We start from the raw sequence: 24620 nt of genomic DNA, 5'->3' as shown, positions 1-24620 counted from the left end.
AGTTTTCCCCATCCGATTTCATGTATGCTTCTGCTTAAGTTACTTTTAAGCATTCCTCGAATGTTGAGTGTTTCCATGGCTATGAATTGGCAGTGTTTGGCTATATTATAGGATATTTTATGGTAATAGTCGTTTACTATGTTGTTTTTCTTTCTTATCCATTTGTGGAGTTTTTTTGTGGAGTTTTTTTAGTGTTTTTTTCCAGTTGGATCCGCCTTCTTTTTTGCCGTCGAGTTTTTGTTGGTAATACTGTATTCTTCCGTTTATTTTCTTAAGGTCCGGTTTGGCTATCACTTTTCTGTTGGAAAAGGTTAAAAAGTCAGTTATTCCAACATCTATTCCGACATATAATCCTCCATAGGAAAATTCACCATGTTTATTTTCATCTAATTCGTATACTATACATATGTACCAGCGTCCGTTTTCGTATTTTAATGTAGCCTCTTTGATTTGGCCTTTGATGTGTCTTCTATGCTTAACGGTTATTTTTCCCAGTTTAGTTACTCGTAATTCATTTTCAGACAACCACCTAATGGCCCCTACATTACCTTCTTTTGTATCATAGAAATTGTTTCGCAGGGTAATTGAAGTTACTGGATTTTTTTTACGTTTTTTAAATCTTGGAGCGCTGGTTCTGTGGTCATAATATCCTTCATAGGATTTTATTAGTCTATCAGTGGATGCTTGAAGGCAGGTAGAATCAGCATCTTTTAGAAAAGGATAATGTTTTTTTAATGTTTTAACTATTTTTTTATTAAACCATAATTCCTTTTCCATCTCTTCATCAGGAACAAATTCAACCTTATCCGTTAAAATAAAAGTTTTATCGCACATATTCAACATCTTTTTTTTCACATTTTATTAAAATATAAAATCCTAAAACATCATCTTAATGACTAAAAAAAATATAATCACTAAAAGGATTGTTTTTTTTTTTAGAATATATTATTATGAAACCGTGTTTTAAAAAAGAAAGGAAAAAAAGTAACTTATTGAAGTTTTTTCCCCCATCTTTCTATATTACATATTATAAACCTACATATTATATGGCATTTATCCGAGAGCATTTGAAAACTAATCTCACCACCCCATCCACATAAAAAAATATAGACACTAACCCACTAAAATGTGCAATTTATCCCCGGCTTAAAGAAGCCGGAGAATTCTTGCACAATAAAGTTAAAATTAACAATTAAATATATGAATTGATAAATTATACTTATGGATATTTTCTTGATTATTTATGAATTTGTTATTGCAATTTTAATTTTTGGTGCATTATTTGTTGCCGGAAAATTAATTTTTAAAAAATTAAAGGACGGTAAAAGCAGGGTTTTAAATCCGCTTGAATATTTTCCTGAAGAAGAAGTTCAAACATTAAGACAAGTTTTTTACTTGGTAATGATGTTAATTTTCTTTGTTTTCATTTTATACATTATTGTAGTTCCTGGAAATGATTTTATGGGGGTTGCTGTTGTACAACTGCTCGTATCATTATATATTGCTTTTACTTTGGATTATAGTTCCTGGAAGAATAGAGTATTATTTTTCCTGTTAATACCTTATGAATCTATAGCACTCATTGCTTTTAATGAATCTATTGTATTGTTGCCGATTTATGCAATACATGTTCTTGTTTATGCTTATTTAATTAAAGTATATTATGGTAAGTTTAGGCATTATACGGAGACAAATAGTCTTGGGATTACTATTATATTATTGTTCTCTATTATATTTGTTAGTTTTATTGTTACATGTTTTGCAGAAAATGTTGATCCTTTAAATTCATTGGTTATGGTTTCAAATGCATTTACAAGTAATGGTTATGCAATACTTGGAAACACAGGTATTGGTAAATTAACTGCAATATTTTTAGTTTGGGGAGGATACACAATATCTGGTGTTGGTACTGCAACATTGACGGTTGCAATTTTATCAAGACATTATAAAAAACGTGAAAATGAATTAAATAAACGTCTGGATGAATTAGAATCATTAATTAAAAATAATAAGTAAGATATGGATTATCAATAGTTCCATATCCTTTTTCTATTCTTTGATATTTTTGCAGGTATATCTATCTTATTTTTTTAATTCAGCTAAATTTTCTTTTATTAGTTTATAAATGTTTTCTGCACCAATGATTTCATCATCACTGACTTTCCAACTTGAAGGATACAATATGAACGGTTTGGATTGGTCTCCGCCGGCTCCACCGTGGCTTCCAACTAATTCCTCAAAAGCACATACCTCATTAGCTTCCTCATCATAAAAACTGTTAACTAGGATGTCTGGGGTGTGTTCAAAGGAACTGGTTCTTTTTAAATGTCTTACTATATTGTTTCCAAATCCTTTAAGAGGGTTTTCTCCTTCAATTTCACCGCTGTCAAGATAGTAAGTTCCATTTTTTCCAATAGCTAAATCACCATGTTCTTGAGATTTGACTAAAATAAAACCGACATATTCATTGTTTATGATACCAAGTATCAATTCAGGGAAAAAGTTATTGAGTTCTTCGTATGTTAATCTTTGGCTCCATTGAGTCAAATAAATCATTGCAAGATTACCTGATGCTAATACGATAACTTCAGAGTCACTTAATTCCTGTTGTTCTTCTTTTTCTTTTTTAATTTTTTTATTTTTTCTTGAAAATGGAGTATAGTCTCCTGCAAAGTGGTCATCATTTGAGGTCATTTTTGCAAACATGGTCATGTCTTCAGGAAGTAATGATTTGACAAAGTCTTCAAATGTTTCACCGTATCTTTGGGTAAATGTAGCACCATTTGTTTGGCCATGGTCTGATTGAATGACAAACTGATAGTCTCTTGGACAGTATTTATTCGCATCAGTTAAATGTTTGATTTGTTTGTCCATTTCTCTTAAAGCGAACCATGCATCATTATCCCTAACTCCTGAGTGGTGGGCTATTTCATCGTAACCCAAGTATGTTGAGTATGCAACATCAATATCTCCAATCATCATGTCTCCGATTAATGTTGAAGTATTGATTTCTCTCATAAATACGTTTGTAGCTGCTCTTGTTGGGATGTATACTATTCCACGTTTTATTCTTGGTCTGATGTTTTTTACTGAATGCACAATCTGTGACCATATTTCACGTATTATGTCTGCAAGAAACAGGGCGACTATACGTGCAAAATTACTTGGATTGGAGAATACTGAATACCATGCCTTATTGTATAGTTTTTTAAAGTCCATTATCTTACTGAATGTAAATATTACATTGTCAGTATCCCCTGAGAATAAATTTGATCTGCTTGCTCCATTATCAACAAGCAATCCATTTCCATCTGAAATTCTATGTTCTAACTCAGGTACTTTAGTTATTCCAGAACATTGCATCATCTGATTGTCATTGTTCTTTTCTATCCATCTAAATGCAACAATGTCTTCATTGTTTCCGTGGAGGATTCCTGCCTGACTTGCACCGGTTTGGGAGGATAGGTCAGTTTCCCACATTCTAAGATTGTATTCCTTACTTTCAATCATTTTTTTAACAGTAGGCATTTCTCCTCTTTCGACTGCTTCACATAAAACTTCGTAGGCAAGTCCATCAATTTCAACAATAATTACTCCAGGATAATCTTTAATATTGCTTTTTCTTTTCTTTTCCGCATCTCTTAAAACAGATCTGTAATATGAACTATCATCATTAATTGTTATTAGGGAGGACAGTATGGTTGTAACAGCAGCCATGGCCAATGGGGCAAGAATCATTGCAGCACCTTTAATTTCTATATCAAATATTGGTGCGAAAATTTGAAGTAGGAGTCCGTTTAATATTAGTGTTCCGAAACCGAAGGTTAAAACTAGAAATGGCATTGCTATTCTTGTTAAAATAGGCCAAAGTAGTGCATTAATTAAACTAATGAATAGTACTAAAAAGATAATGTCATCAAATTGACTAACTTCTGCTCCTAATCCTAAAACACTTATTAAATAAATTCCTAAGACATTTCCAATAAATACTATCAAACTTCGTTTTATACTTCTTTTTGGGGTTTGTTTTTCTTTATAAATTTCCATACTAATCCCTGTTCCTTTTTTGTTTTAATTTTTCTAAATTTTTCAGTTAGTTTATGTGAATTAAACGGGTAACTTTCCGGTATATTGCTCTATTTTGTTTTTAGCATCATCTAATTTAACTCCAGTTTCTTCTTCTATTGTAGATTTAATCTTACTTAAATTGGTATTATTTGCATAATCGTTTGCTTTTGATTGTAAATTTCCAGTCATGTTTTTCATGGTGGAAAGGGTATCTGTTTTTTCTGGGAAAACATTTTTGTACTGTACTGATTTTGCCATGTGGACTGCCATGTTCTTGTCGTTGCAGCAGATTATGATGTTGTCGTGAGTAGTTTCGTTAGATAATGGAATGCAATAGAATTTGCCGTTATAATTTACCTTAATGATATCGAATATGTGAATTTCTAATAATTGATCAGCATTTATTACATAACATGTAAAACCGTCTATGTCTTGCCTTTCCCCATTTTTTATTAGATTATTCAGGGTATTGAAACCTAATTCACTTACTTTGATTATACTTTGGTCCTCATGACTATTGTATGTAACCAATATTCCATTGTTCCAATTCCATATTTTGGCACCTTCGACATTTCCGTTATATTTGGTTTGATTGGCAGGAACTTCTATGGTTGTTCCATTTGGTGTTATATCAATTTTTTCATATTGTACTGAGGTTAGCATTACGATAATAACACCTGCTATAATGATTAAAAGTATTATGCCAATTATAATTATTATTTTTTTGTTATCCATCGATTATACCTTCATTATTTTTAGTGACTAATAAGTTATTTTTTCTAGAACCAACTTTTGACTGATTCTACATTATAATCATTTTAAACATGTATAAAACAATCCTATGTTATATTAAAGATAGTGTTTTATAATATATAAAAATTAAATGAAAATAAGTAAATTTAAGAAATTATTCATTCAATTTAACCAACTTATAAATATTACTTTTAAAATAAATTATTAATATCTCTTATTGAGTGTTTAATTAAATAAGTTAAATGGTGTTAATATGGATGTAATAGAAATAATTAAGGATGCTTTTGTATTTCCTTCAAAAGACATGAAAACATTATTAATTTATGTTTTATTGTCATTAGTGGCTGCTGGATTTTCTTTTTTCGGAACAGTAGTTTATGTTTTAGGATTTGTTAACCCCGAATGTTTTATGTGGGGTGGAATGGCTGTCATTATTTCACTGTTAATTGGATGGGTAATGTATGGTTATTTAATCAGCGTTATTAAATCTGGAATTGAACAATCTGATGAAGTTCCAGGGTTTGAATGGTGGGAAAATTTCATCACCGGTTTTAATAATTTCATTGTCACAATCGTGTACTTTGTAATTCCTGCTTTTATTACTGTAATTGTAGGATATATGACAAATGTTTACGGTAATGCTATGATTGTTGCTCAAGAAATTTATTTACAGGCCACCTATTCATATATGGGATCTTCTTCTGCTATTGCATTTGATGCAATATATCAGGCATTGGTCAATTTGCTATTTTCTTTAACAATAACTATCACTGTTGCCGTAGTTGTATTTGTAATCTTCTCATTCCTACAAACTATGGCGGAAGCAAGATTAGCAAATACTGGTAGTCTAAGTGAGGCTTTAAATGTTTTTGAAGCGGCAAAAGACATAAGAAGAATTGGTATCGGTAAGGTAATAATTTTAGTCTTATTAGTTATTATAATTGTTGCAGTTATTGAGATGATTTTTTCAGCTTTATTCAGCATTATACCAATTTTATCAATTCTTTCAATTATAATCGCCCCATACTTGGCATTCTTTGCTCAAAGAGCTGTTGGATTATTATATTCTGATATAGCTTAATATTTTAAGCTATTCTTTTTTTCTTTTTTTTGAAAATTTAGGGAAGTTTAAATTCCATGTTGTACATGCCTCTTTTTAAAAAAGATTTTTTATTGTAGACTTCAAATCCCAACCTTTCATATAATGCCTTTGCTTTTGGATTTCTGAAATCAGCATCCAGGATAACTCTTTTATATCCCTTTTTTTGAGCATAATCAATAACATCTTTAATGACTTTTGTTCCATAACCCTTTGACCTTTGATTTTCATCGATAGCTATTTCTGCAATATAAACATCATCTTTTTTAATGTCACAAATAACGAAATAGTCCAGTATATCAACAATTAACAGTTTAATGGAACTGAAATGAAATGTGGGTTGGTTGTCATGAGTATATGCGACTAACATTCCAATTAGGTCTTCGTTATCATAAATAACCTTAATGCATTCTTCTTTTTTTAGATTTTTTTCAAGAGCAGCAATTGCTTTTTCTTTTGAACAAAAAAGTTTGTCATATGTTCTAAAGTCTACATTATATTTCAATGTTGCAATTTTAGTTATATCATGAATTTGGGGATTGAAATTCAAATATTCCATTGTTTCTCCCTTTAATATTTGGTGTATAAAATTTTTCAAATCATTATATTAATCACGGAGTTAAAAAATTGGTTTTTTAATTTATTTCTGAAAATAAAGAAAAAAAGATTTTAAAAAAATAAAAATAGAAGCAATCAAAAGATTGCTTATTAATTTACTATTCTAGATATAATCTTATTCCTTGGATGATTAAAGCTACGCCTATAAGAATTGCAGCGAAAAGCGGTTGGCCAAGTGAGAATCCTCCAAGAATAAAGGATACTATACCGAGAATTATCATCAATACTGAAGCAAGTTTTGATGTTTGAGTATCTGAAAATAGACCAAGAATACCAGCTAAAAGGATTATGATTCCAATAATATAGAATTGTAATCCTAAAATGAATGATAATGCATCAATGTTAAATATGAATAGCAGTCCGAATATGATTGACAGAATACCAATAATGATATTGCTTGCTGTAAATCCGGCTAATACTAATGCTATACCAAAGAATAACAAACTTATTCCAATAATAATGGACACTACTCCTGAACTAAAAATTGGGAAAATTATAAAAATTAATCCTAAAATTATAGATAATATCCCGGATATTTTATTTGCCTCCATGTTTTTTCCTCCAAATTTTGTTATATTCACCTTTTCCCGTGAAAAATATAAAAATTCAAAAAAGCAGTATGCTTTTTTATGTTATTAATTATTTTCTTTAGACTATTTAATTTTTATTAAGAAAATATTTTTTCCATGATTCGGATTGAAAGTGATGATTAGTGAAGTTGAAGATTTTTTAATAATTCCGTTATGTTAAGATGACCATATTTTGTATGTAGTTTTAGTATTTCAACATTTTATTTGGGATATGATATCTGCATTAATATACCAAACATTTAATCTGTTAAGAGAATGTGCTTTCATATACACCATTTTTTTAAAAGTGGATATGTTTCTCGAATCATTATTGTTAATGTTAAAGTTGGTTCATTTAATTAAATCTAAAAAAATAACTATTAATTATGTTGATGTTATTTGCTTGGAAACAAGGGTGGTGATGAAAATGGTTTTCAAGTTAAATCTAGTTTTTCATAACTATTAATTATATTAAAATCTAAAATTTTATATAGTCATAGTTTTGTAATATGAATATAATTTTTACTTGCTAGGTGTAAAAATGGAAAGAAAGTTAAATGTTCCGATTAAAGATGAAAATTTGGATGAGTTAAAAGCTGGTGATGTTGTTTATTTGACTGGAAATATATTAACAGCTCGTGATCAGGCTCATAAAAGGTTGCTTGAAAGAGGGGCTCCGTTAAATATTGAAGGTGCTGTTCTTTTCCATGCTGGCCCAATTATTACTCAGGAAGATGGGAAGTATAAAATGGTGGCTATTGGTCCCACCACATCAATGAGGATGAATCCTTATCAAAGTGATGTTTTGGATATGGGTCCAAAAATTGTCATAGGAAAAGGTGGAATGGATGATAATGTCAGAGAAGCGTTAATTAGAAATAAGGCATTATATGTTGTAGCTACTGGTGGTTGCGCTGCATTATATGTTGATGCTGTTGAAGAAATTGAAAGTGTGAACTGGTTGGATTTGGGAATGCCAGAAGCCATGTGGAATTTAAAAGTTAAAGATTTTGGCCCACTTATAGTTGCAATGGATAGTGAGGGAAATAGTCTGTATGATTGATTTTTAAAGATTGATGGGGAATACTTATATATAATTTTATGTAAAGTATATTTAATTAATTTAATAATGGCTACTTTGAGATTAAAAAATAGGAAGTGATTATTATGGCTGATATTGATGAACTTGCAGAAAAAAAGTTAAAATCTAGAATGACAAAAATTAGGAAATGTAATAGGGAACCTGAAGAGAAAGAAAAGTTTTCTCAAAAATTTGGTACTTCTTTTGAAATTGAATTCCAAAATAAGAATCCTGATAAACTTACTGATGGTATAACCATATTTACAAGTCCTGAAGGTAAAGTTTTATTTGCAGAGTATTACTATCAAATTCCAGAGGATGAAGAATATACTTCTGTTGACATTACTGAAAAACAATTAAAATCCATCATCGAATTCTTTGAAGATTATAAATTGCAATTGGATGATTCTGATTAAATGATAGTTAATAATTCTTTGGATGAAGTTAAAAAGAGGGAAAATGCGCTTTCAATTATTAAAAATATAGTTGGAAGTGCTGGTCGTTCTTCTTTATTTGATTTGACAGGACTGTCAGGGGGATTTATTGCCAGTCCTTCAGAACTTAGTTTATTGGAAACCTATGTCGGTCCGGCTATTTTTGAAGAGGCCCTTCAGAAGGTTGGAGTGGAACATATGGGTGGGGAAAAGGTCATCCCACTAAATAGAACTTCATCAGGAATTCTTGCTACAATTTTAACTATAGTAAATAAAGACTCTAATGTAGTTCATTATTTGGCAGAGTTGCCTGCCCACCCATCTATTCCGAGAAGCTGTGCATTAGTTGGGGCTAATTATTCAGAAACTGATAAATTTGATGAGTTTTCAATTCCTGAAAATACATCTTTGGTTGTAATTACAGGTTCCACAATGGATCATAAGGTAATTGATGAAGATGAATTTAAAAAAGTAATTGAAATGGCTCACGAAAAAAATATTCCTGTCATGGTGGATGATGCATCTGGTGCAAGGTTAAGAACCGTTATTTTTAACCAAGCAAAAGCTTGTGATTTGGGAGCAGACATTGCCATTACAAGCACAGATAAATTAATGCCTGGTCCAAGAGGGGGGCTTATGGCGGGTTGTGAAGATTTAATTGATGAAATAAAAGTTAAGGTAAATCAGTTTGGTCTTGAAGCGCAACCTCCGGCTGTTCTTGCTATGTTAAATGGAATTAAAAATTTCAGTGAAGATAATTTAATTAATAGTCTTGAAAGAAAAGATGATTTATTTGAATTACTGAATTCTAATTTTGAAAATTTCGAAAAGACACCTACTGGAGTGATGATAACTCCTCAAGGTTTGTCCAAGGAGATTAACATAAAACATAATTTATCAGATGATGATTTGGCATTTGTATTTTCTTTTATTTTATTAAGAGACCATGGAATTATTACTATTCCAGCAGTTTCAATGCCCGGTGCATCTGCAACAATAAGATTTGACCTATCAACTGAAGATGCGTTTAAACTAAATTTAAATGATTTGAATAAAAAAATAGAATCTTCATTTAAGAAACTACAGAAAGCAGTTTCAAATGAAGATGAATGTAGGGAGATTGTATTTATTTCTTGATTATACATTCTCCAGAAATTACTTTTTCTAAGGTTCCATCAATTTTTTCAACAACAAGAGCTCCTTCTTTACCAATACCCAATACATATGCATCATAATAAGTATTGAAAGGTTCTCTAACTTCTACAATTTTTCCAATTGAATATGAACGTTTTCTCCATTCTTTTAAGATGTCTTCATATTCTTCATTGTTAAATTGTCCAATGATTTTTTCAAATTCTTCTAGGAATAGTTTTATTAAATGATTTTCATTGCCTTCTCTTTTTAGTTCCGCTTTCAGTGTTGTTGTTCCTTCTTGCAATTCTTCAGGGAATTGTTCAACATCAAGATTAGCGTCAATACCAACTCCAACAATAACGCTTTCAATGGTATTGAATTTAGCTACGGCTTCAGTCAATATTCCACATACCTTTTTATCATTAATTATGATGTCATTTGGCCATTTGATTTCAGGGTTTTCAACACCGATTTCTTCGAGAGTTTTTGCAACAGCCACTCCGGTAGCCAATGTTATTAAAGGTAATTTGGAATGGTCTACATTTGGTTTTAATATGATTGATAACCATACTCCACCTAAAGGAGATTCCCAAACTTTACCTGATCTTCCTTTTGCTTGGGTTTGTTTTTCGGAGATAATGACAGTTCCATTTTCAACATCATTCATTGATAAGAATTTTGCAATAGTATTTGTTGACAAAACTTCATTGTAGATATATAAATTTTTACCAATGTATTCAGTATCCAGGTCTTTTGAAATTTCAGATGCTTTAATGTAGGAGGTATCCTCTTTTCCAAGTTCTTTTACAATGTTTGAAAAATCATTTAAATCAATGTCTTTTATTTCACTTATTGTATCATCAGAAAGTTTATTTTCTTTTTTTAATAAGTTAACAATTTCTTTTTGCATTTAATTATCTCCAATTTATTTTTTTTGCATTTTTTGACTTCTAGCAACATTTTGATAGGAACCAACAGCTGCTGAGATGGCAGCTATTTTTTTGCTAGGCATAAAGGTGGATTTTAATTTGTTTACAATTTCAGCATCTTCAACAATTACATTCTCCATCTCTTTATCGATACCTTTTTTGTGTTCGTCAATAAAGTGAGTGTTTAAATCTCCTGAAATGAAATTAGGATTTCTTAAAATAGCTTTATGGAATGGAATTGTGGTTTTAACACCTAAAATAATGTATTCGCTTAATGCCCTTTTCATTCTGTTAATTGCATCGGTTCTGCTTCTTCCATATGTTATCAATTTTGAAATCATTGAATCGTAGAATGTTGGGATGGTATAATTCATATACACTCCACTGTCTAAACGTACTCCAGGACCACCTGGAGATCTGTATCCGGTAATTTTTCCAGGATTAGGTGCAAAATCATTAAGTGGGTCTTCTGCATTAATACGGCATTCTATAGCGTGACCTGTTACTTGTATGTCATTTTGTGAATAGCTTAGTTCTTCACCTGCAGCTATTCTGATTTGTTCCTTGATTAAATCTGTATTGGTGACAAGCTCTGTAATTGGGTGTTCTACTTGTATACGAGTATTCATTTCAAGGAAATAATATTCTCCATTATCATACAGGAATTCAACAGTACCTGCACTTGTATATCCAATATATTCTGCAGCTTTTACAGCACTTCCACCCATTTCTTCCCTTAATTCTTCGGTCATAATTGGGGAAGGAGCTTCTTCTAGAAGCTTTTGATGTCTTCTTTGAATGGAACATTCCCTATCTGCCACATGTATTGCATTTCCATGTTCATCCGCTAAAAGTTGGAATTCGATATGACGAGGCTGTTCAAGGTATTTTTCAATAAATACTGTTGAATCACCAAAGTTGGTTGATGCGACAGATTGTGTGGATTCGATAGCACGTACAAGTTCGTCTTCCTGATAAACTGCACGCATACCAATACCTCCACCTCCTGCAGAAGCTTTTACAATTACAGGATAACCAATTTGAGCAGCAATTTCTTTAGCCTCTTCAATGTCTGTAACACCTTCGGGTGTACCTTCAATAACTGGAACTCCTGCTTTTTTCATCAAAGCTTTGGAGGTGATTTTATCTCCCATTTGGTTAATAACTTCTCCACTAGGACCAATAAGTTTTATTCCATTTTTTTCACATTCTTCTCCAAATTTTGAATTTTCTGCTAAAAATCCATAACCTGGATGTATTGCATCTGCACCAGATTCCAATGCAATGTTAATGATTTTATCTATATTTAAATAAGATTTTGCCGGTGAAGGATTACCTAAAGGATAACTTTCATCAGCATAGTTTGTGTAAAGAGAAGTTGCATCAGCATCAGAGTAAATAGCTACGCTTTCAATATCAAGTTCACGACAAGCACGCATGACTCTTATTGCAATTTCTCCTCTATTTGCAATTAATACTTTTTCAAACATATGAAACCTCGAAGTAATTTTTTTTCTTAATAATATAATTATATAAAATATAATAATTAAATATGTTGATTAGATGAAAAAAATTACACGTAAAAAACATTTAGAAATGAGACTTCAAAATATTCCTTCTCATCCTAATCCTAAAGTAAATCTTGAACAGTATACTACTCCATCAATTATTGCTGCTGATTTGGTGTGGAATGCCTATTCATTGGGTGACATTGAGTGTAAAAATGTTCTTGATTTGGGTTGTGGCACAGGAATATTTGCTATAGCATCGACTTTAATGGGTGCCAAGTTGGCGGTTGGTGTAGATATTGACAAGGATTCAATCGAGTTGGCTAGGGATGTTTCAGATAATTTAAATCTTGATAATTTAAATTTCATAGAAACCGACATTGTTGATTTTAATTATGGCTCTCATGTTGATACTGTGTTTCAAAATCCTCCTTTCGGATCCCAGAAAAAAGCTCAAAAAGGTCAGGATCTGAAATTTGTAAGAAAAGCCATTGAGCTTGAACCTGATGTGTTATACTCTTTTCATATGGCATCAAGTGAAGAGTTTCTCTTGAATTATTATCAGGAAAATAATTTTCATATAACTCATATTTTCAGGTATAATTTTCCAATTCCCAAGATTTATGAGTTTCATACCAAAGAAAATCAAAATATTGATGTTATTGTACTGAGAGCAACATTGTAGTTAATTTTAAATTTTATAATGTTGTTATTTTTTCTTATTTTTATTCAAAAAAACAATACCTTTATATAGTGGATAGTATATATTTTATATTAATATATTCTCTGAGTATAAAAAAGTTGGTAGCATAAAAAGAAGCTACGGATATTATAATTGATATAATATTTTTGTAAATGTGTAAGTCTATTAGTGATAGCTATATAAATGTAGGGTAATCTTTATATACTTTAGATTGTATAATTTATACTAATGTATAAAGATGAGCTATCTATATTTATTCCAAATTCATTTCTTTCTGAGTCTAAAGATCTCAAAATTCGTACCTATAAGGTGGGAATTTTAGGTAGAGCTTTAGCGATTTTTCAAGCAGATAATGTTGTTATTTATAATGATGACAATGTTAAAAATGAAGATGGAGAGAATGATGGAAGGTTTATTGCTGAAGTTTTGAGTTATATGAATACTCCTCAATATTTGAGGAAGCAAGCATTTCCTATAAAGGCAGAACTGAAGCATGTTGGTATTCTTCCACCACTTAGAACTCCGCATCATCCTGTTAATAGTCAGCCAGACGTGGGTGATTATAGACAAGGTTTCACTGTTAAGAGAAATAAGAAAGGAACTTTTGTTGATATAGGTATGGATAAACTTGCATTCTGTAAAGAGCAACTTTCAGTTAAAAAAATTTTTGACTTTAAGATTACTAAAATTGCTAAGAAAGAAGTAATAGTCACACCTGATAAACCAGATGACGTTTACTGGGGATATAATGTTATCTCCTCTAATAAGAGTCTTAAAAATAGCTTAAAATTAATTAAACCGAATCTTGTAATTGAAACTACAAGATATGGAGATTATATTGATTCTATTTTTGATGAATTAAAACATAAAGTAGATGAATGTAATAGTATTGCTATTTTATTTGGTGGCCCTTATTCTTCAATTCAAGAGGATGTTTCCGGTCAGAATTGGGATTTGATTAAATTAAATACCATTCCAGATCAAGGAACTGAAACTGTTAGAACTGAAGAGGCAGTTGTCGCTACACTTTCTTTATTCAACTTTATGAGATTTTAATTCTCTTTATAAATTTATTAGTTTACACGCTGATAGATAACTTGCTCAACTTTTTATACATTGATATTTTTAGGACTTGCCTAGAAATAAACTTAGCACAGAATGATTTATACATTGAATATATTCTTTATTGTGCTTCAATTGAATTAGACTCAATGGAATATATTGAAATTAATATTTATCTAGTTGTAATTATTTTTACAGCTATTTATTATTCGATGAGATTATATTCTGTATAATTTTGTCAAACTTTAAGAATAGTTATTTGTTTAGCTATTCGCTTAAAAAATTAAAATAATTTAAAAAATAAAGGAAAAAATTATAATTAAGGAGGTTAAATTAAATGGTAAGACATCACCAGCCAAGAAAAGGGTCTGTTGCTTTTAGTCCAAGGAAAAGAGCAGCTAAAGAGACTCCTAGAGTAAAATCTTGGCCACAAATTGATGAACCAAAATTACTCGGCCTCGCAGGTTATAAAGTCGGTATGACTCATGCATTAGTCACTGATACTGATAAAAACTCTCCAACCAATGGTATGGAAGTTTTCACTCCAATAACTGTATTGGAAGTGCCTCCGGTCGTAGTAATGGGAATTAGAGCTTATGAAAAAACTTCTCGTGGTTTGAAAGTAATCACCGAAGTACTTGCAGATAATTTAGATGAAGAACTTTCAAGGAAAATTTCTCTTCCTAAAGAATACAATAAATCTGAAGCTATTGCAAAAATACAAGGTGCATTAGAAAACACAGAAGAAATTAGAGTCTTAGTACACACAAATCCAAAAGTAACTAGCGTACCTAAGAAAAAACCAGACATATTCGAATGTGGAATTGGAGGATCCAATCCTGAAGAAAAATTAAATACTGCATTAGAATTATTAGGTAATGAAGTAAAAGCTAGCGAAATCTTCAATGAAGGAGAATTTGTTGATGCAATTGCAACTACAAAAGGAAAAGGATTCCAAGGTGTAGTAAAAAGATGGGGAATTAGAATTCAATATGGTAAAGCTGTAAGAGCAGGTAAAGGTAGACACGTAGGTTCTATTGGTCCTTGGACACCAAGAAGAACAATGTGGACTGTAGCTCAAGCAGGTCAAATGGGTTACCATAAAAGAACTGAATTCAATAAAAGGATTTTAAAAATCGCATCAGCTGATGAAGTTGACCAAATCAACCCAGATGGTGGATTTGTAAAATACGGACTTGTCAAAAATGATTATGTTTTAGTAAAAGGATCCCTCCCAGGACCTTCCAAAAGATTAGTTATTTTAAGACAACCTATTAGACCTAATAATAAAGCTGAGGATATACCTCAAATAAACTATATAAGTACAAAATCTAAACAAGGGGTATAATCATGAAAGTTAACGTTTATTCTATTGAAGGGGAAGTAAAAGAAGAAATGGAACTTCCTGCTATTTTTGATGAAGTATACAGACCAGATTTAATCAAAAGAGCTGTACTTTCTGCTCAATCTGCTAGAGTACAACCATGGGGAAATGACCCAATGGCTGGTAAAAGAACTTCCGCAAAAGGATGGGGTTCAGGTAGAGGTACTGCAAGAGTACCAAGGATTAAAAATGGTTCAAAAGCAGCTTTCGTACCAATGGCTATTGGTGGTAGACAAGCACATCCTACTAGAGCTGAAAAAAATCATCATGAAAAAATCAACATAAAAGAAAGAAGATTTGCTATCAGATCTGCTGTTGCAGCAACAACCAATAAAGAGATTGTTGAAAACAGAGGTCACAAAGTTGCAGATTTAGAACAAGTACCTATTATTGTTGAAGATGATCTTGAAGCTGTTAAAACTGCTAAACAATCTCGTGAAATCTTCGAAAAATTAGGCGTATATGATGATGTTATTCGTGCTAAAGAAGGTAAAAGAATCAGAGCTGGTAGAGGAAAAACCAGAGGAAGAAAATACAAAAAAGTAAAAGGACCTCTTGTTGTTGTCGGTGAAGATAAAGGTATTTCCTTAGGTGCAAGAAACCATGCTGGTGTAGATGTCGTTGTGGTTGAAAACTTAAATGCTGAATTATTGGCACCAGGTACTCACCCAGGAAGACTCACTGTTTACACCAAATCAGCTGTTGAAAAGTTAGGAGGTTTATTCCAATAATTTTGGATAAATAGGTGATTATTATGGATTCATACTCAATTATTATTAAACCTCATGTTACTGAAAAAACCATGAACTTAATCGATTTAAACAATGAAATCACTTTTGTTGTTAATCGTAAAGCTAACAAAAGCCAAATCAAAAGAGCTTTTGAAGAGTTATATGAAGAAAAAGTTGCAAAAATTAATACTCATATCACTCCAAAAGGTATAAAAGTAGCATATATTAAACTTGTTGAAGAAGAAATGGCAGAAGAACTCGCTGTCAGAATGGGAGTATTCTAAGGAGGAATTATAATGGGAAAACGATTAATTCATCAAAGAAGAGGTAGAGGAACTCCTGCACACCGTGTTGCTTCTCACCGTTTTAAAGATAAAATCAGATACAGATCTTACGATGCTTTAGAAAAAGAAGGCAGTATCAAAGGAAAAGTCATAGATATCGTACATGACCCAGCAAGAACTGCTCCTATTGCAGAAGTAAAATTCGAAAATGGTGAAAAGAAATTTATCTTAGCACCTGAAAGCATTCAAGTTGATGATGAAATTGAATGTGGTATTTCTGCACCAATCAAATTCGGTAATACATTACCACTTGCTGAAATTCCTGAAGGTACTCCAATTTATGATATTGAAAACACTCCTGGAGATGGAGGTCGTTTTGTAAGATCTTCTGGAACTTATGCTAATGTAGTTACTCACGATGCTAATCAAACTGTTGTTGAATTACCATCCGGGGAATTAAAATACTTAAATCCTAACTGCCGTGCTAGTATTGGTGTAGTAGCTGGTGGAGGAAGAAAAGATAAACCATTCCTTAAAGCTGGTAAAAAATGGCATGCTTATAAAGCTAAAGGTAAGAAATTCATGACTGTAAGAGGAGTAGCAATGAATGCTGTTGATCACCCTCACGGGGGAGGTAACAGACAACATCCTGGTCGTCCAACCACTGTTTCAAGACATGCACCACCAGGAAGAAAAGTTGGTTCAATTGCAGCTAAAAGAACAGGTTTAAAAAGATAGATAGAGGGTGTTTCATTGGCAAGAAAAGTATTTAAATATAAAGGTTATACTCTTGAAGAATTACAAGCTATGTCTTTAGAGGAAGTAATGGAATTACTCCCTGCAAGACAAAGAAGATCTTTAAAGAGAGGATTCTTACCAAGACAACAAATTGTTTTGGATAAAATGAGGAAATTAAATAAAGAAGGAACTAAAGATGGTCGTCCTGTTGTAATCAGGACCCACTGTAGAGACATGATTGTTATACCTGAAATGGTTGGAACCACTTTCGGTATTTATGATGGTCAAAATTTTGTAGAAGTTACTATTGCACCAGAAATGATTGGACATTACTTTGGTGAATACGCACCAACTAGAAAAAGAGTTCAACACGGTGACCCTGGTATGGGTGCTACTAGATCATCCATGTTTGTACCACTTAAATAAGGAGATTAAAACATGGCTAACAAATATGCTTATAATAAAGAAGTTGATGAAGCAAAAACTGCACGTGCTATGGCTAAATCCCTTAAGATTTCTCCAAAACACAGTGTTGAAATTTGCAGTGCAATCAGAGGAATGGAAGTAGTTAAAGCTAAAGCTTACTTGGAAGATGTTATTGGTATGAAAAAAGCTGTTCCTTTCAAAAGACACAACAAAAAAGTTGGTCACAGAAAAGGACAAGAAGGATGGCCTTCCGGTAGATACCCTGTAAAAGCTGCAGAACAAATTTTAAAAGTTTTAGAAAATGCTGAAGCTAATGCAGAGTACAAAGGTATGGACACTGAAAAATTATTCATTGAACATATCTCAAGCCACAAAGGTGTTGTAATTCCTGGTTACATTCCAAGAGCATTCGGAAGAATGACTCCATTCAATACCCCAACTACTCATATTCAAATTGTATTACAGGAGGCTAACTAATGATAGAAAAAGATTTCGTTCAAGAAGGCCTTAGAAGAACTAGAATTGACGAATACTTAGAAAAAGAACTTGAAAGAGCTGGATACGGAGGTATGGAAGTTCAAATTACACCTTTAGGTACTATGGTTATTGTTTACGCAGAAAGACCTGGTATGGTAATTGGTAGAGGTGGAAAAAACGTAAGAACTATTACCAACACTCTTAAAAATGAATTTGGATTAGATAATCCTCAAATTGAAGTTAAAGAAGTTGAAGTTCCTGAACTCAACCCTAAAATCATGGCTTATAAAATTTCTAACATGTTACAAAGAGGTATGCACTTCAGAAGAGTTGCTTACTCCACTATTCGTAGAATTATGGGTGCAGGAGCTCAAGGTGTAGAAGTTACTATTTCTGGTAAAATCAGAGGTTCTAGATCTGCTGTAGCTAAATTTGTTGAAGGATACATTAAAAAATGTGGAGAACCTTCAATCAGATTAGTTGAAGAAGGTTTTGCTACTGCTGAATTAAAACCTGGTGTATTAGGTATTTATGTAAGAATTATGCCTCCAGAAACTGTATTGCCTGATTCTGTTGAAATCCTTCCTCCAAAAGTCATCATTGAAGAAGATGGTGAAGTTATTGAAGAAGAAATCGATGTTGAAACCGAAGAAATCATCGAAGAAGAGATTATTGAGGAAGTTGAAGATCTCGAAGAATTAGAAGAAGTTGTTGAAGAAGATTCTGCTGAAGAAGTAGAGGAAGATGATAGTTAAATATTTAAATTTAATTATCCAAAAGAGTTGGAACAATGGCGATTTTAAGAAGTAAAGAAATTTGGGACATGGAAGTTGATGAGATTCAAGATAAATTAGTTGAACTCAGAACTGAATTATCCAAAAACGTTTCTAAAAGTGCAGCTGCTGGGGTTGTTGAAAACCCTGGAAAAATTAGAGAATTAAAAAGAACAATTGCTCGTGTTCTTACAATATTGAATGAAAAACAAAAGGAGAATTAAATGTCAAAAATCTGTGATGTATGTGGGCTTCCTGAAGAACTTTGTGTTTGTGAAGAAATTGCACGTGAAGTTCAGACTCTAAAAGTTTTTACAGTTAGAAGAAGATTCGGAAAACTCATGACAATTATCGAAGGTATAGATGAACATGACATAGATATCAAAGAACTCACTAAAACACTCAAAGCTAAATGTGCTTGTGGTGGGACTGCTAAAAATGGCCAAATAGAACTTCAAGGTGACCATAAAGTTAAGGTTAAAGAAGTTTTATCTGATATGGGTTTTTCATCTGATACTATCGAAATTCGTGAATCTAAGAAGAATAATAAAAAAAGGAGATAGTTCATCTATTCGATATGTTTTTCAATAAAATTTTGTAATTTTCTGCATGATTTATTGTAAATATTTCATTAAGAGATGGGATTATGATTACTTCTAAAAATTTGGTTCACCATGAATTCATCGGATTGAGGGTTCAGGCAACCAGTGAGAAGAATTCATCTCTTAAATTAATAGGAACAATTATTGATGAAACTAAGAATACCATTAAAATTGAGGATGAGAATAAGGCTGAAAAGATTATTCCAAAAAAAGGTTCAATTTTTGTGTTTGAACTTCCAAACGGGGAAAAAATAGAAATTAATGGTACAATTTTATCAATTCGTCCTGAAGATAGAATAAAAAAAAGATTTAAAAAAATATAAATGGTGATAATATGGTTGGGCTTAATGTTCAAGAACCAGAAACTACATGTGATGATCCTAACTGCCCTTTCCACGGAACTTTACCTGTAAGAGGTCAAGTTTTAGAAGGTGTTGTTGTAAGTAATAAAGCGGAAAGGACTATTACTGTTGAACGTAGTTACTACAAATTCATTAGAAAATATGAAAGATATGAAAAAAGGAAATCCAAAATTAACGTTCACAAACCTGATTGTTTAAATGTTAATGTTGGAGATTCCGTAAAAGTTGCAGAATGCAGACCATTGAGTAAAACTAAACATTTTGTTTTAGTTGAAGTTAAAGGAGAGTAAATATTATGAAACCATTAACCTCAAATGTTTCTAAAGCATTACCAATTGGAGCAACTTTACAATGTGTTGACAACACTGGTGCACGTGAAATCGAAATTATTTCCGTAAAAGGATTTAAAGGTGTAAGAAGAAGATTAGATGTTGCTGGTGTCGGGGATTTAGTTGTTGCTTCAGTTAAAAAAGGAACTGCTGACATGAGAAGAGAAGTTGTTAATGCAGTAGTAGTTAGACAGAAAAAAGAATACAGACGTGCTGATGGTCTTCGTGTTAAATTTGAAGATAATGCAGCTGTAATCATTACTCCTGAAGGAATCTTAAAAGGTTCAGAAATTAGAGGTCCTGTTGCTAAAGAAGCAGCTGACAGATGGCCTAGTGTTGGTAGTGCAGCAAGTATTTTAGTATAAGGTGAAAAAATGTCAAAACAACCAAGAAAACAAAGAAAAGCTCTTTACAATGCTCCTGCTCACGCACGTGGAAAACATTTAAGTGCTTCTTTAAGTAAAGATTTAAGGGCAAAAGTAGGAAAAAGATCTTTACCTATTAGAACAGGAGATAAAGTTAGTGTTGTCCGTGGAGACTTTAAAGGACATGAAGGAGAAGTTCTTAGTGTAGATTACACTTCTTACAAAGTAACTATTGAAGACGTTACTTTATCAAAACCTGATGGAACTGCTACTTTCCTTCCTGTTGATCCATCTAACTTAGTAATTATTGATGCAGATTTAAAAGACGATAGAAGAATTAAAAATAAAGGAGATAATTAAAATGGCTAAAATGGGATCTAGAAAACATCTTAAAAGATATAAAGCACCTAAATCTTGGCCTATTCATCCTAAAGAAGACACTTGGACTGTAAAACCTTCTGCAGGTTCACATTCCATTAATGATTCTATTCCATTAACTTTAGTTATCAGAGATGTTTTAAAATTAGCTGATAACTCCAGAGAAGCTAAAAGAATTATCAACTCTGGTAATGTTTTAGTTGATGGAAGAGTTGTTAAAGATTACAAATTCCCAGTTGGTTTCATGGATATCATTGGAATTCCAAAAACTGGTGAATCTTACAGAGTTCTTTTAGATAGAAAAGGAAGATTACAATTAGATTTAATTGATGATAATAGTGCTAAATTATCTAAAATTGTTAATAAATCTACCATTAAAGGTGGTAAAACTCAATTAAACCTTCACGATGGTAAAAATGTTATCATTGATGAAGATGCATACTCTGTTGGAGATGTAATTTCTTTAAAAGTACCTGAACAAGAAATTGGTGAAGTATATCCTTTACAAGAAGGTGCTACTGTACTTGTTACTGGTGGTAAACACACCGGTGAATTAGGTACCGTAACTGAAATTATTGAAAATAAATCTTCCAATCCAAATACTATTATTATCGAAAATAGTTCAAAAGATGATTTCTTAACTTTAAAAGATTATGCATTTGTTGTTGGTACTGATGCACCATCAATATCTTTATTGGAGGTTAATAAATGAACCCAATGAACGAAGTACGTATTGAAAAAGCTACTGTCAGTATTGGTGTTGGTGAAGCAGGTGAAAGATTAGAACGTGCTATTACTTTATTAGAAAGCATGTTTGACCAAAGTCCTGTAAAAACCTATTCCAAAGTTACCAATCCTGAATGGGGAATTAGAAAACGCCAACCAATTGCATGTAAATTAACTTTACGTGGCGAAAAAGCTGACAAAGCTATTGATATGGTTTTAGAAGGTATTAGTAGAAATATCAAACCTACTCAATTTGATGCTCAAGGAAACCTTTCTTTCGGTATTAAAGAACACATTGATATTCCAGGTATGAGATATAATCCTGATATCGGTATCTTCGGTATGAACGTATCTGTTACCTTTGAAAAACCAGGTTACAGAATAGCAAGAAGAAAAATCAGACAAAAGAAAGTTCCTCAAAAACATAGAATTTCTAAAGAAGAAACTATGAAATTTATGGAAGAAAACTTTAAAGTTAATTATGTAACTGAATAGGTGATATTTTGCCAAGAAAATACGGAAAAGCTGCAAAAAAATGTAGTCGTTGTGGAGACCATTCTGCTATGGTCAGCAGATATGGAATAAATTTATGCAGACAATGTTTTAGGGAAGTTGCTCCTAAAATGGGATTTAAAAAATATAATTAGAGGTTTTAATTATGAGTCTTATGGATCCTCTTGCTGATGCTTTAACTAATATCAGAAATAACGAATTGCAAGTAAATGACTCTTGTGTTATTTCTCCTGCTTCCAAATTAATTGGACAAGTTTTAAGCACTATGCAAAAAGAGAATTATATTGGTAATTTTGAATATGTTGATGATAACAGGGCAGGAAAATTCATAGTTGAATTAAAAGGTAACATTAACAAATGTGGTGTTATCAAACCTCGTCACGCTGTTAAAAAAGATGAATTTGAGAAATTTGAAAAAAGATATTTGCCAGCAAAAAACTTTGGTATTTTAATTGTCACTACTCCTAAAGGAATTATGACTCACTATGAGGCTAAAGAATTAGGAATTGGCGGACGTTTGTTGGCTTACATGTATTAGGTGATAAAATGGTAGTAGCTGCAGCTATAAGGGAAACAATTGAAGTCCCTGAAGGCGTTGAAGTTATAATTGAAAATAATGAGGTTTCTGTAAAAGGACCTAATGGAGAAGACTCCAGAAAATTTACTTATCCTAATGTAAATATTAAAAAGGATGATGATGTTGTTGTTTTAGAAACAGCATTTCCAAAAAAGAAAGATAAAGCAATGATTGGAACTACAAGAGCACACATTAACAATATGATTGTTGGTGTCACTGATGGTTTTACATACCACATGAAAATTGTATTTGCTCACTTTCCAATGACAGTAAAAGTTCAAAACGATACAGTAGTAATTGACAATTTCCTCGGGGAAAGACACCCAAGAACTGCTAAAATAGTAGGTTCTGCTAAAGTAGCAGTTAAAGGTGATGAGGTAACAATTACAGGTATTAATAAGGAACATGTTGGTCAAACTATGGCTAACTTAGAACAAGCAACTAAAATTAAAGGAAGAGATCCTAGAGTATTCCAAGACGGAATATACTTAACTAGCAAAGAATAAATTTGGTGATTTAAATGGCTAACAAAAGATTTAAAAGACAAGAATATGCTCGTTATAAAAAACTTGGAATCAAATGGAGACGCCCTAGAGGTAAAACCAGTAAAATGAGAAGATATGAAGCAGGTAAACCTGACATGCCAGCTATTGGTTACAGAACCCCTAGAGCAATAAGGGACTTACACCCTTCAGGATATAATGATGTTCTTGTTCACAATATGCAAGAATTAGAAGACTTAGATCCAGCATCAGATGCTGCAAGAATAAGTGCTTCTATCGGTAAAAGGAAAAAAGCTTTGATGTTAGAAAAAGCATCAGAACTCGGAATTAAAGTTTTAAACAAATAAATCATATTTATAAGTCGAATCAATTCCGGGGCTTTTATTTGAATTGATTTGACTAGTTAAAATAAATGGGAATTTAGATTATTTATCTAAATGGAGGATTATATACATGAATCTTACAACTCAAAAAAGATTAGCTGCTAGTATACTCAAAGTAGGTCTTAATCGTGTATGGATTGATCCAGAAAGATTAGAAGAAGTATCTATGGCAATTACTAGAGAAGGTGTAAAGCAGTTAATTAATGATGGAGCTATTAAAGCAAAACCTCAAAAAGGTATTAGTAGCTACAGATCTAAAAAAATTAAAGAACAAAAAGCAAAAGGTAAAAGAAAAGGTAGAGGTAGCGTAAAAGGGGCTAAAAAAGCACGTACTCCTAAGAAAAAAGCATGGATGACTACTATCAGGGCTTTAAGAAAAGACCTTAAAGAAATGCGTGATGAAGAAGTAATTGATGCTACTACCTATCGTAAATTATACAAAATGGCTAAGGGTGGCGCATTTAGAAGTAAATCTTACATGAGAAACTACGCCCGTGACCATGATTTAATTAAAGGAGAGGAATAAGCATGGCACAAGGAACTAATTATAAAGTAGCATTCAGAAGAAGAAGAGAAGGAAAAACTGATTATGCAGCTAGATTAAAATTAGTCGACTATGACAAATCTCGTTTAGTTGTTAGAGTTTCAAATTCTCATGCAACTGTTCAAGTAATCAATTATGCTCCTGAAGGAGACATCACTGTTGCTTCTGCTGTAAGTAAACAATTAGCTAAATATGGATATTTGGGAAGCACAGGTAATCTTTCATCTTTCTACTTAACCGCATATCTTTGTGCTAAAAGAGCATTAGCAAACGGTGTAGAAAGTGCAATTTTAGACATTGGTTTAAAATCACCAATCAAAGGATCTAAAGTATTCGCTGCTCTTAAAGGTGCAGTTGATGCTGGTTTAGATGTTCCTCACGGAGATTTCATTTTCCCAGAAGATGAACGTATCAGAGGAGAACATATTGCTAATTACGCTGAATCTTTAGATGATGACGAAGTTAATAAAAAATTCTCAAAGTATTTCGAAAGAGGTCTCAATCCTGTAGATTTACCAGAAAACTTTGATGAAACTATTAAGAATATTGATGAGGCAGAGGAATAAC

The 24620-nt window shown here is 32.0% G+C and carries 36 protein-coding genes; 28 read left to right on the top strand and 8 right to left on the bottom strand.

Annotated elements, in window-relative coordinates; genetic code table 11:
• Both QZN45_RS11075 and QZN45_RS04160 read right to left on the bottom strand, forming a co-directional pair.
• Window positions 1-140: hypothetical protein (locus QZN45_RS11075; protein ID WP_394346760.1), on the bottom strand; the 140-nt coding region annotated here is incomplete at its 3' end.
• On the bottom strand, window positions 118-834 hold the full coding sequence (locus QZN45_RS04160; protein WP_296811284.1) for a transposase: 717 nt from the start codon (window positions 832-834) through the stop codon (window positions 118-120). The genes QZN45_RS04160 and QZN45_RS11075, both read right to left, overlap by 23 nt.
• 399 nt (window positions 835-1233) lie before the next feature.
• Here QZN45_RS04160 and QZN45_RS04155 point away from each other — a divergent pair, with 399 nt between their 5' ends.
• Complete coding sequence (locus tag QZN45_RS04155; RefSeq protein ID WP_292608471.1) at window positions 1234-2016, top strand: hypothetical protein; 783 nt, start codon at window positions 1234-1236, stop codon at window positions 2014-2016.
• Window positions 2017-2082: 66 nt separating this feature from the next.
• Here QZN45_RS04155 and QZN45_RS04150 read toward each other — a convergent pair whose 3' ends face one another.
• Together QZN45_RS04150 and QZN45_RS04145 are read right to left on the bottom strand one after the other, a co-directional pair.
• On the bottom strand, window positions 2083-4047 hold the full coding sequence (locus QZN45_RS04150) for a phage holin family protein (RefSeq protein WP_292608474.1): 1965 nt from the start codon (window positions 4045-4047) through the stop codon (window positions 2083-2085).
• A gap of 60 nt (window positions 4048-4107) precedes the next feature.
• The gene (locus QZN45_RS04145) at window positions 4108-4803 is read right to left on the bottom strand and encodes a hypothetical protein (protein ID WP_292608477.1); all 696 of its coding nucleotides are present in this window, start codon (window positions 4801-4803) and stop codon (window positions 4108-4110) included.
• Between the two features lie 271 nt (window positions 4804-5074).
• Between QZN45_RS04145 and QZN45_RS04140 the strand changes: the two genes are divergently transcribed.
• Window positions 5075-5902: a DUF4013 domain-containing protein gene (locus tag QZN45_RS04140; RefSeq protein WP_292608480.1), complete on the top strand. Its 828-nt coding sequence runs from the start codon at window positions 5075-5077 to the stop codon at window positions 5900-5902.
• Between the two features lie 37 nt (window positions 5903-5939).
• On the opposite strand, the gene QZN45_RS04135 is transcribed toward QZN45_RS04140, so the two are convergent.
• The gene (locus QZN45_RS04135; RefSeq protein ID WP_292608483.1) at window positions 5940-6479 is read right to left on the bottom strand and encodes an N-acetyltransferase; all 540 of its coding nucleotides are present in this window, start codon (window positions 6477-6479) and stop codon (window positions 5940-5942) included.
• A 157-nt stretch (window positions 6480-6636) separates the two neighbouring features.
• Window positions 6637-7089 (bottom strand): DUF308 domain-containing protein, encoded by a 453-nt coding sequence (locus QZN45_RS04130; protein WP_292608487.1) that lies wholly within the window; start codon window positions 7087-7089, stop codon window positions 6637-6639.
• Between the two features lie 559 nt (window positions 7090-7648).
• On the opposite strand from QZN45_RS04130, the gene QZN45_RS04125 reads away from it, so the two are divergent.
• From QZN45_RS04125 to QZN45_RS04115, 3 genes are all read left to right on the top strand, one after another.
• A complete protein-coding gene (locus QZN45_RS04125) occupies window positions 7649-8170 on the top strand; it encodes a FumA C-terminus/TtdB family hydratase beta subunit (protein ID WP_292608491.1) in 522 nt (173 codons plus the stop codon).
• 104 nt (window positions 8171-8274) lie between these two features.
• The gene (locus QZN45_RS04120; RefSeq protein WP_292608493.1) at window positions 8275-8604 is read left to right on the top strand and encodes a hypothetical protein; all 330 of its coding nucleotides are present in this window, start codon (window positions 8275-8277) and stop codon (window positions 8602-8604) included.
• Complete coding sequence (locus QZN45_RS04115) at window positions 8605-9759, top strand: TIGR03576 family pyridoxal phosphate-dependent enzyme (protein ID WP_292608496.1); 1155 nt, start codon at window positions 8605-8607, stop codon at window positions 9757-9759.
• Here the strand turns inward: QZN45_RS04115 and QZN45_RS04110 are convergent.
• Together QZN45_RS04110 and QZN45_RS04105 are read right to left on the bottom strand one after the other, a co-directional pair.
• A complete protein-coding gene (locus tag QZN45_RS04110; RefSeq protein ID WP_292608500.1) occupies window positions 9749-10666 on the bottom strand; it encodes a biotin--[acetyl-CoA-carboxylase] ligase in 918 nt (305 codons plus the stop codon). The genes QZN45_RS04115 and QZN45_RS04110 overlap by 11 nt on opposite strands.
• Window positions 10667-10681: 15 nt before the next feature.
• On the bottom strand, window positions 10682-12175 hold the full coding sequence (locus QZN45_RS04105; protein WP_292608502.1) for an acetyl-CoA carboxylase biotin carboxylase subunit: 1494 nt from the start codon (window positions 12173-12175) through the stop codon (window positions 10682-10684).
• A gap of 73 nt (window positions 12176-12248) precedes the next feature.
• Here QZN45_RS04105 and QZN45_RS04100 point away from each other — a divergent pair, with 73 nt between their 5' ends.
• The 23 genes from QZN45_RS04100 (at window position 12249) to QZN45_RS03990 (ending at window position 24619) form a co-directional block, all read left to right on the top strand.
• Window positions 12249-12878: an METTL5 family protein gene (locus QZN45_RS04100; protein WP_292608505.1), complete on the top strand. Its 630-nt coding sequence runs from the start codon at window positions 12249-12251 to the stop codon at window positions 12876-12878.
• Between the two features lie 246 nt (window positions 12879-13124).
• Window positions 13125-13952, top strand: a complete 828-nt coding sequence (locus QZN45_RS04095; RefSeq protein WP_292608508.1) for a putative RNA uridine N3 methyltransferase — start codon at window positions 13125-13127, stop codon at window positions 13950-13952.
• Between the two features lie 343 nt (window positions 13953-14295).
• Entirely contained in the window at window positions 14296-15306 is a 1011-nt protein-coding gene (rpl3p, locus tag QZN45_RS04090; RefSeq protein WP_292608511.1) for a 50S ribosomal protein L3, read from the top strand.
• A gap of 2 nt (window positions 15307-15308) precedes the next feature.
• Window positions 15309-16073 carry a 50S ribosomal protein L4 gene (gene rpl4p / locus QZN45_RS04085; protein WP_292608514.1) on the top strand — a complete coding sequence of 255 codons (765 nt, stop codon included), beginning with the start codon at window positions 15309-15311 and terminating at the stop codon, window positions 16071-16073.
• 23 nt (window positions 16074-16096) lie between these two features.
• Window positions 16097-16357: a 50S ribosomal protein L23 gene (locus QZN45_RS04080; RefSeq protein WP_292608517.1), complete on the top strand. Its 261-nt coding sequence runs from the start codon at window positions 16097-16099 to the stop codon at window positions 16355-16357.
• 12 nt (window positions 16358-16369) lie between these two features.
• Window positions 16370-17095, top strand: a complete 726-nt coding sequence (locus QZN45_RS04075; protein WP_116591338.1) for a 50S ribosomal protein L2 — start codon at window positions 16370-16372, stop codon at window positions 17093-17095.
• Between the two features lie 15 nt (window positions 17096-17110).
• Complete coding sequence (rpsS, locus tag QZN45_RS04070) at window positions 17111-17521, top strand: 30S ribosomal protein S19 (RefSeq protein WP_292608524.1); 411 nt, start codon at window positions 17111-17113, stop codon at window positions 17519-17521.
• Between the two features lie 12 nt (window positions 17522-17533).
• Window positions 17534-17998, top strand: a complete 465-nt coding sequence (locus QZN45_RS04065) for a 50S ribosomal protein L22 (RefSeq protein ID WP_292608527.1) — start codon at window positions 17534-17536, stop codon at window positions 17996-17998.
• Entirely contained in the window at window positions 17998-18753 is a 756-nt protein-coding gene (locus QZN45_RS04060) for a 30S ribosomal protein S3 (protein WP_292608530.1), read from the top strand. Before QZN45_RS04065 ends, QZN45_RS04060 begins: the two co-directional genes overlap by 1 nt.
• A gap of 35 nt (window positions 18754-18788) precedes the next feature.
• On the top strand, window positions 18789-18995 hold the full coding sequence (gene rpmC, locus QZN45_RS04055) for a 50S ribosomal protein L29 (RefSeq protein ID WP_116591334.1): 207 nt from the start codon (window positions 18789-18791) through the stop codon (window positions 18993-18995).
• Window positions 18996-19334, top strand: a complete 339-nt coding sequence (gene yciH / locus QZN45_RS04050) for a stress response translation initiation inhibitor YciH (protein WP_292608534.1) — start codon at window positions 18996-18998, stop codon at window positions 19332-19334. It begins immediately after the preceding gene.
• Between the two features lie 83 nt (window positions 19335-19417).
• Complete coding sequence (locus QZN45_RS04045; RefSeq protein WP_292608536.1) at window positions 19418-19696, top strand: ribonuclease P protein subunit; 279 nt, start codon at window positions 19418-19420, stop codon at window positions 19694-19696.
• 11 nt (window positions 19697-19707) lie between these two features.
• Entirely contained in the window at window positions 19708-20025 is a 318-nt protein-coding gene (locus QZN45_RS04040; RefSeq protein WP_292608539.1) for a 30S ribosomal protein S17, read from the top strand.
• Between the two features lie 5 nt (window positions 20026-20030).
• Window positions 20031-20429, top strand: coding sequence for a 50S ribosomal protein L14 (locus QZN45_RS04035; protein ID WP_292608541.1), 399 nt, complete (start codon window positions 20031-20033; stop codon window positions 20427-20429).
• A gap of 9 nt (window positions 20430-20438) precedes the next feature.
• The gene (rplX, locus tag QZN45_RS04030) at window positions 20439-20789 is read left to right on the top strand and encodes a 50S ribosomal protein L24 (RefSeq protein ID WP_292608544.1); all 351 of its coding nucleotides are present in this window, start codon (window positions 20439-20441) and stop codon (window positions 20787-20789) included.
• 1 nt (window position 20790) lies between these two features.
• Window positions 20791-21519, top strand: a complete 729-nt coding sequence (locus QZN45_RS04025; RefSeq protein ID WP_292608546.1) for a 30S ribosomal protein S4e — start codon at window positions 20791-20793, stop codon at window positions 21517-21519.
• The gene (locus QZN45_RS04020) at window positions 21516-22028 is read left to right on the top strand and encodes a 50S ribosomal protein L5 (RefSeq protein ID WP_292608549.1); all 513 of its coding nucleotides are present in this window, start codon (window positions 21516-21518) and stop codon (window positions 22026-22028) included. The genes QZN45_RS04025 and QZN45_RS04020 overlap by 4 nt, the downstream gene beginning before the upstream one ends.
• 8 nt (window positions 22029-22036) lie before the next feature.
• Window positions 22037-22180, top strand: a complete 144-nt coding sequence (locus tag QZN45_RS04015) for a 30S ribosomal protein S14 (protein WP_292608552.1) — start codon at window positions 22037-22039, stop codon at window positions 22178-22180.
• 11 nt (window positions 22181-22191) lie between these two features.
• The gene (locus QZN45_RS04010) at window positions 22192-22584 is read left to right on the top strand and encodes a 30S ribosomal protein S8 (protein WP_292608555.1); all 393 of its coding nucleotides are present in this window, start codon (window positions 22192-22194) and stop codon (window positions 22582-22584) included.
• An 8-nt stretch (window positions 22585-22592) separates the two neighbouring features.
• Window positions 22593-23129, top strand: coding sequence for a 50S ribosomal protein L6 (locus QZN45_RS04005; protein WP_292608558.1), 537 nt, complete (start codon window positions 22593-22595; stop codon window positions 23127-23129).
• A 14-nt stretch (window positions 23130-23143) separates the two neighbouring features.
• Entirely contained in the window at window positions 23144-23473 is a 330-nt protein-coding gene (locus tag QZN45_RS04000) for a 50S ribosomal protein L32e (protein ID WP_292608561.1), read from the top strand.
• Between the two features lie 106 nt (window positions 23474-23579).
• Window positions 23580-24035, top strand: a complete 456-nt coding sequence (locus QZN45_RS03995; RefSeq protein ID WP_292608564.1) for a 50S ribosomal protein L19e — start codon at window positions 23580-23582, stop codon at window positions 24033-24035.
• A 2-nt stretch (window positions 24036-24037) separates the two neighbouring features.
• Complete coding sequence (locus tag QZN45_RS03990; RefSeq protein ID WP_292608567.1) at window positions 24038-24619, top strand: 50S ribosomal protein L18; 582 nt, start codon at window positions 24038-24040, stop codon at window positions 24617-24619.
• The last annotated feature ends 1 nt before the right edge of the window (window position 24620 follow it).

Source organism: uncultured Methanobrevibacter sp. (assembly GCF_900314695.1).
Lineage (GTDB): Archaea > Methanobacteriota > Methanobacteria > Methanobacteriales > Methanobacteriaceae > Methanocatella.
This window is presented reverse-complemented; position numbering and strand designations above follow the sequence as displayed.

Excerpts from the sequence above, each read along its gene's own strand:
- QZN45_RS04160 (WP_296811284.1), bottom strand. The coding sequence starts at position 834 with ATGTGCGATAAAACTTTTATTTTAACGGATAAGGTTGAATTTGTTCCT.
- QZN45_RS04150 (WP_292608474.1), bottom strand. The coding sequence starts at position 4,047 with ATGGAAATTTATAAAGAAAAACAAACCCCAAAAAGAAGTATAAAACGA.
- QZN45_RS04145 (WP_292608477.1), bottom strand. The coding sequence starts at position 4,803 with ATGGATAACAAAAAAATAATAATTATAATTGGCATAATACTTTTAATC.
- QZN45_RS04140 (WP_292608480.1), top strand. The coding sequence starts at position 5,075 with ATGGATGTAATAGAAATAATTAAGGATGCTTTTGTATTTCCTTCAAAA.
- QZN45_RS04135 (WP_292608483.1), bottom strand. The coding sequence starts at position 6,479 with ATGGAATATTTGAATTTCAATCCCCAAATTCATGATATAACTAAAATT.
- QZN45_RS04130 (WP_292608487.1), bottom strand. The coding sequence starts at position 7,089 with ATGGAGGCAAATAAAATATCCGGGATATTATCTATAATTTTAGGATTA.
- QZN45_RS04125 (WP_292608491.1), top strand. The coding sequence starts at position 7,649 with ATGGAAAGAAAGTTAAATGTTCCGATTAAAGATGAAAATTTGGATGAG.
- QZN45_RS04120 (WP_292608493.1), top strand. The coding sequence starts at position 8,275 with ATGGCTGATATTGATGAACTTGCAGAAAAAAAGTTAAAATCTAGAATG.
- QZN45_RS04115 (WP_292608496.1), top strand. The coding sequence starts at position 8,605 with ATGATAGTTAATAATTCTTTGGATGAAGTTAAAAAGAGGGAAAATGCG.
- QZN45_RS04110 (WP_292608500.1), bottom strand. The coding sequence starts at position 10,666 with ATGCAAAAAGAAATTGTTAACTTATTAAAAAAAGAAAATAAACTTTCT.
- QZN45_RS04105 (WP_292608502.1), bottom strand. The coding sequence starts at position 12,175 with ATGTTTGAAAAAGTATTAATTGCAAATAGAGGAGAAATTGCAATAAGA.
- QZN45_RS04100 (WP_292608505.1), top strand. The coding sequence starts at position 12,249 with ATGAAAAAAATTACACGTAAAAAACATTTAGAAATGAGACTTCAAAAT.
- QZN45_RS04095 (WP_292608508.1), top strand. The coding sequence starts at position 13,125 with ATGTATAAAGATGAGCTATCTATATTTATTCCAAATTCATTTCTTTCT.
- rpl3p (WP_292608511.1), top strand. The coding sequence starts at position 14,296 with ATGGTAAGACATCACCAGCCAAGAAAAGGGTCTGTTGCTTTTAGTCCA.
- rpl4p (WP_292608514.1), top strand. The coding sequence starts at position 15,309 with ATGAAAGTTAACGTTTATTCTATTGAAGGGGAAGTAAAAGAAGAAATG.
- QZN45_RS04080 (WP_292608517.1), top strand. The coding sequence starts at position 16,097 with ATGGATTCATACTCAATTATTATTAAACCTCATGTTACTGAAAAAACC.
- QZN45_RS04075 (WP_116591338.1), top strand. The coding sequence starts at position 16,370 with ATGGGAAAACGATTAATTCATCAAAGAAGAGGTAGAGGAACTCCTGCA.
- QZN45_RS04065 (WP_292608527.1), top strand. The coding sequence starts at position 17,534 with ATGGCTAACAAATATGCTTATAATAAAGAAGTTGATGAAGCAAAAACT.
- QZN45_RS04060 (WP_292608530.1), top strand. The coding sequence starts at position 17,998 with ATGATAGAAAAAGATTTCGTTCAAGAAGGCCTTAGAAGAACTAGAATT.
- rpmC (WP_116591334.1), top strand. The coding sequence starts at position 18,789 with ATGGCGATTTTAAGAAGTAAAGAAATTTGGGACATGGAAGTTGATGAG.
- yciH (WP_292608534.1), top strand. The coding sequence starts at position 18,996 with ATGTCAAAAATCTGTGATGTATGTGGGCTTCCTGAAGAACTTTGTGTT.
- QZN45_RS04045 (WP_292608536.1), top strand. The coding sequence starts at position 19,418 with ATGATTACTTCTAAAAATTTGGTTCACCATGAATTCATCGGATTGAGG.
- QZN45_RS04040 (WP_292608539.1), top strand. The coding sequence starts at position 19,708 with ATGGTTGGGCTTAATGTTCAAGAACCAGAAACTACATGTGATGATCCT.
- QZN45_RS04035 (WP_292608541.1), top strand. The coding sequence starts at position 20,031 with ATGAAACCATTAACCTCAAATGTTTCTAAAGCATTACCAATTGGAGCA.
- rplX (WP_292608544.1), top strand. The coding sequence starts at position 20,439 with ATGTCAAAACAACCAAGAAAACAAAGAAAAGCTCTTTACAATGCTCCT.
- QZN45_RS04025 (WP_292608546.1), top strand. The coding sequence starts at position 20,791 with ATGGCTAAAATGGGATCTAGAAAACATCTTAAAAGATATAAAGCACCT.
- QZN45_RS04020 (WP_292608549.1), top strand. The coding sequence starts at position 21,516 with ATGAACCCAATGAACGAAGTACGTATTGAAAAAGCTACTGTCAGTATT.
- QZN45_RS04010 (WP_292608555.1), top strand. The coding sequence starts at position 22,192 with ATGAGTCTTATGGATCCTCTTGCTGATGCTTTAACTAATATCAGAAAT.
- QZN45_RS04005 (WP_292608558.1), top strand. The coding sequence starts at position 22,593 with ATGGTAGTAGCTGCAGCTATAAGGGAAACAATTGAAGTCCCTGAAGGC.
- QZN45_RS04000 (WP_292608561.1), top strand. The coding sequence starts at position 23,144 with ATGGCTAACAAAAGATTTAAAAGACAAGAATATGCTCGTTATAAAAAA.
- QZN45_RS03995 (WP_292608564.1), top strand. The coding sequence starts at position 23,580 with ATGAATCTTACAACTCAAAAAAGATTAGCTGCTAGTATACTCAAAGTA.
- QZN45_RS03990 (WP_292608567.1), top strand. The coding sequence starts at position 24,038 with ATGGCACAAGGAACTAATTATAAAGTAGCATTCAGAAGAAGAAGAGAA.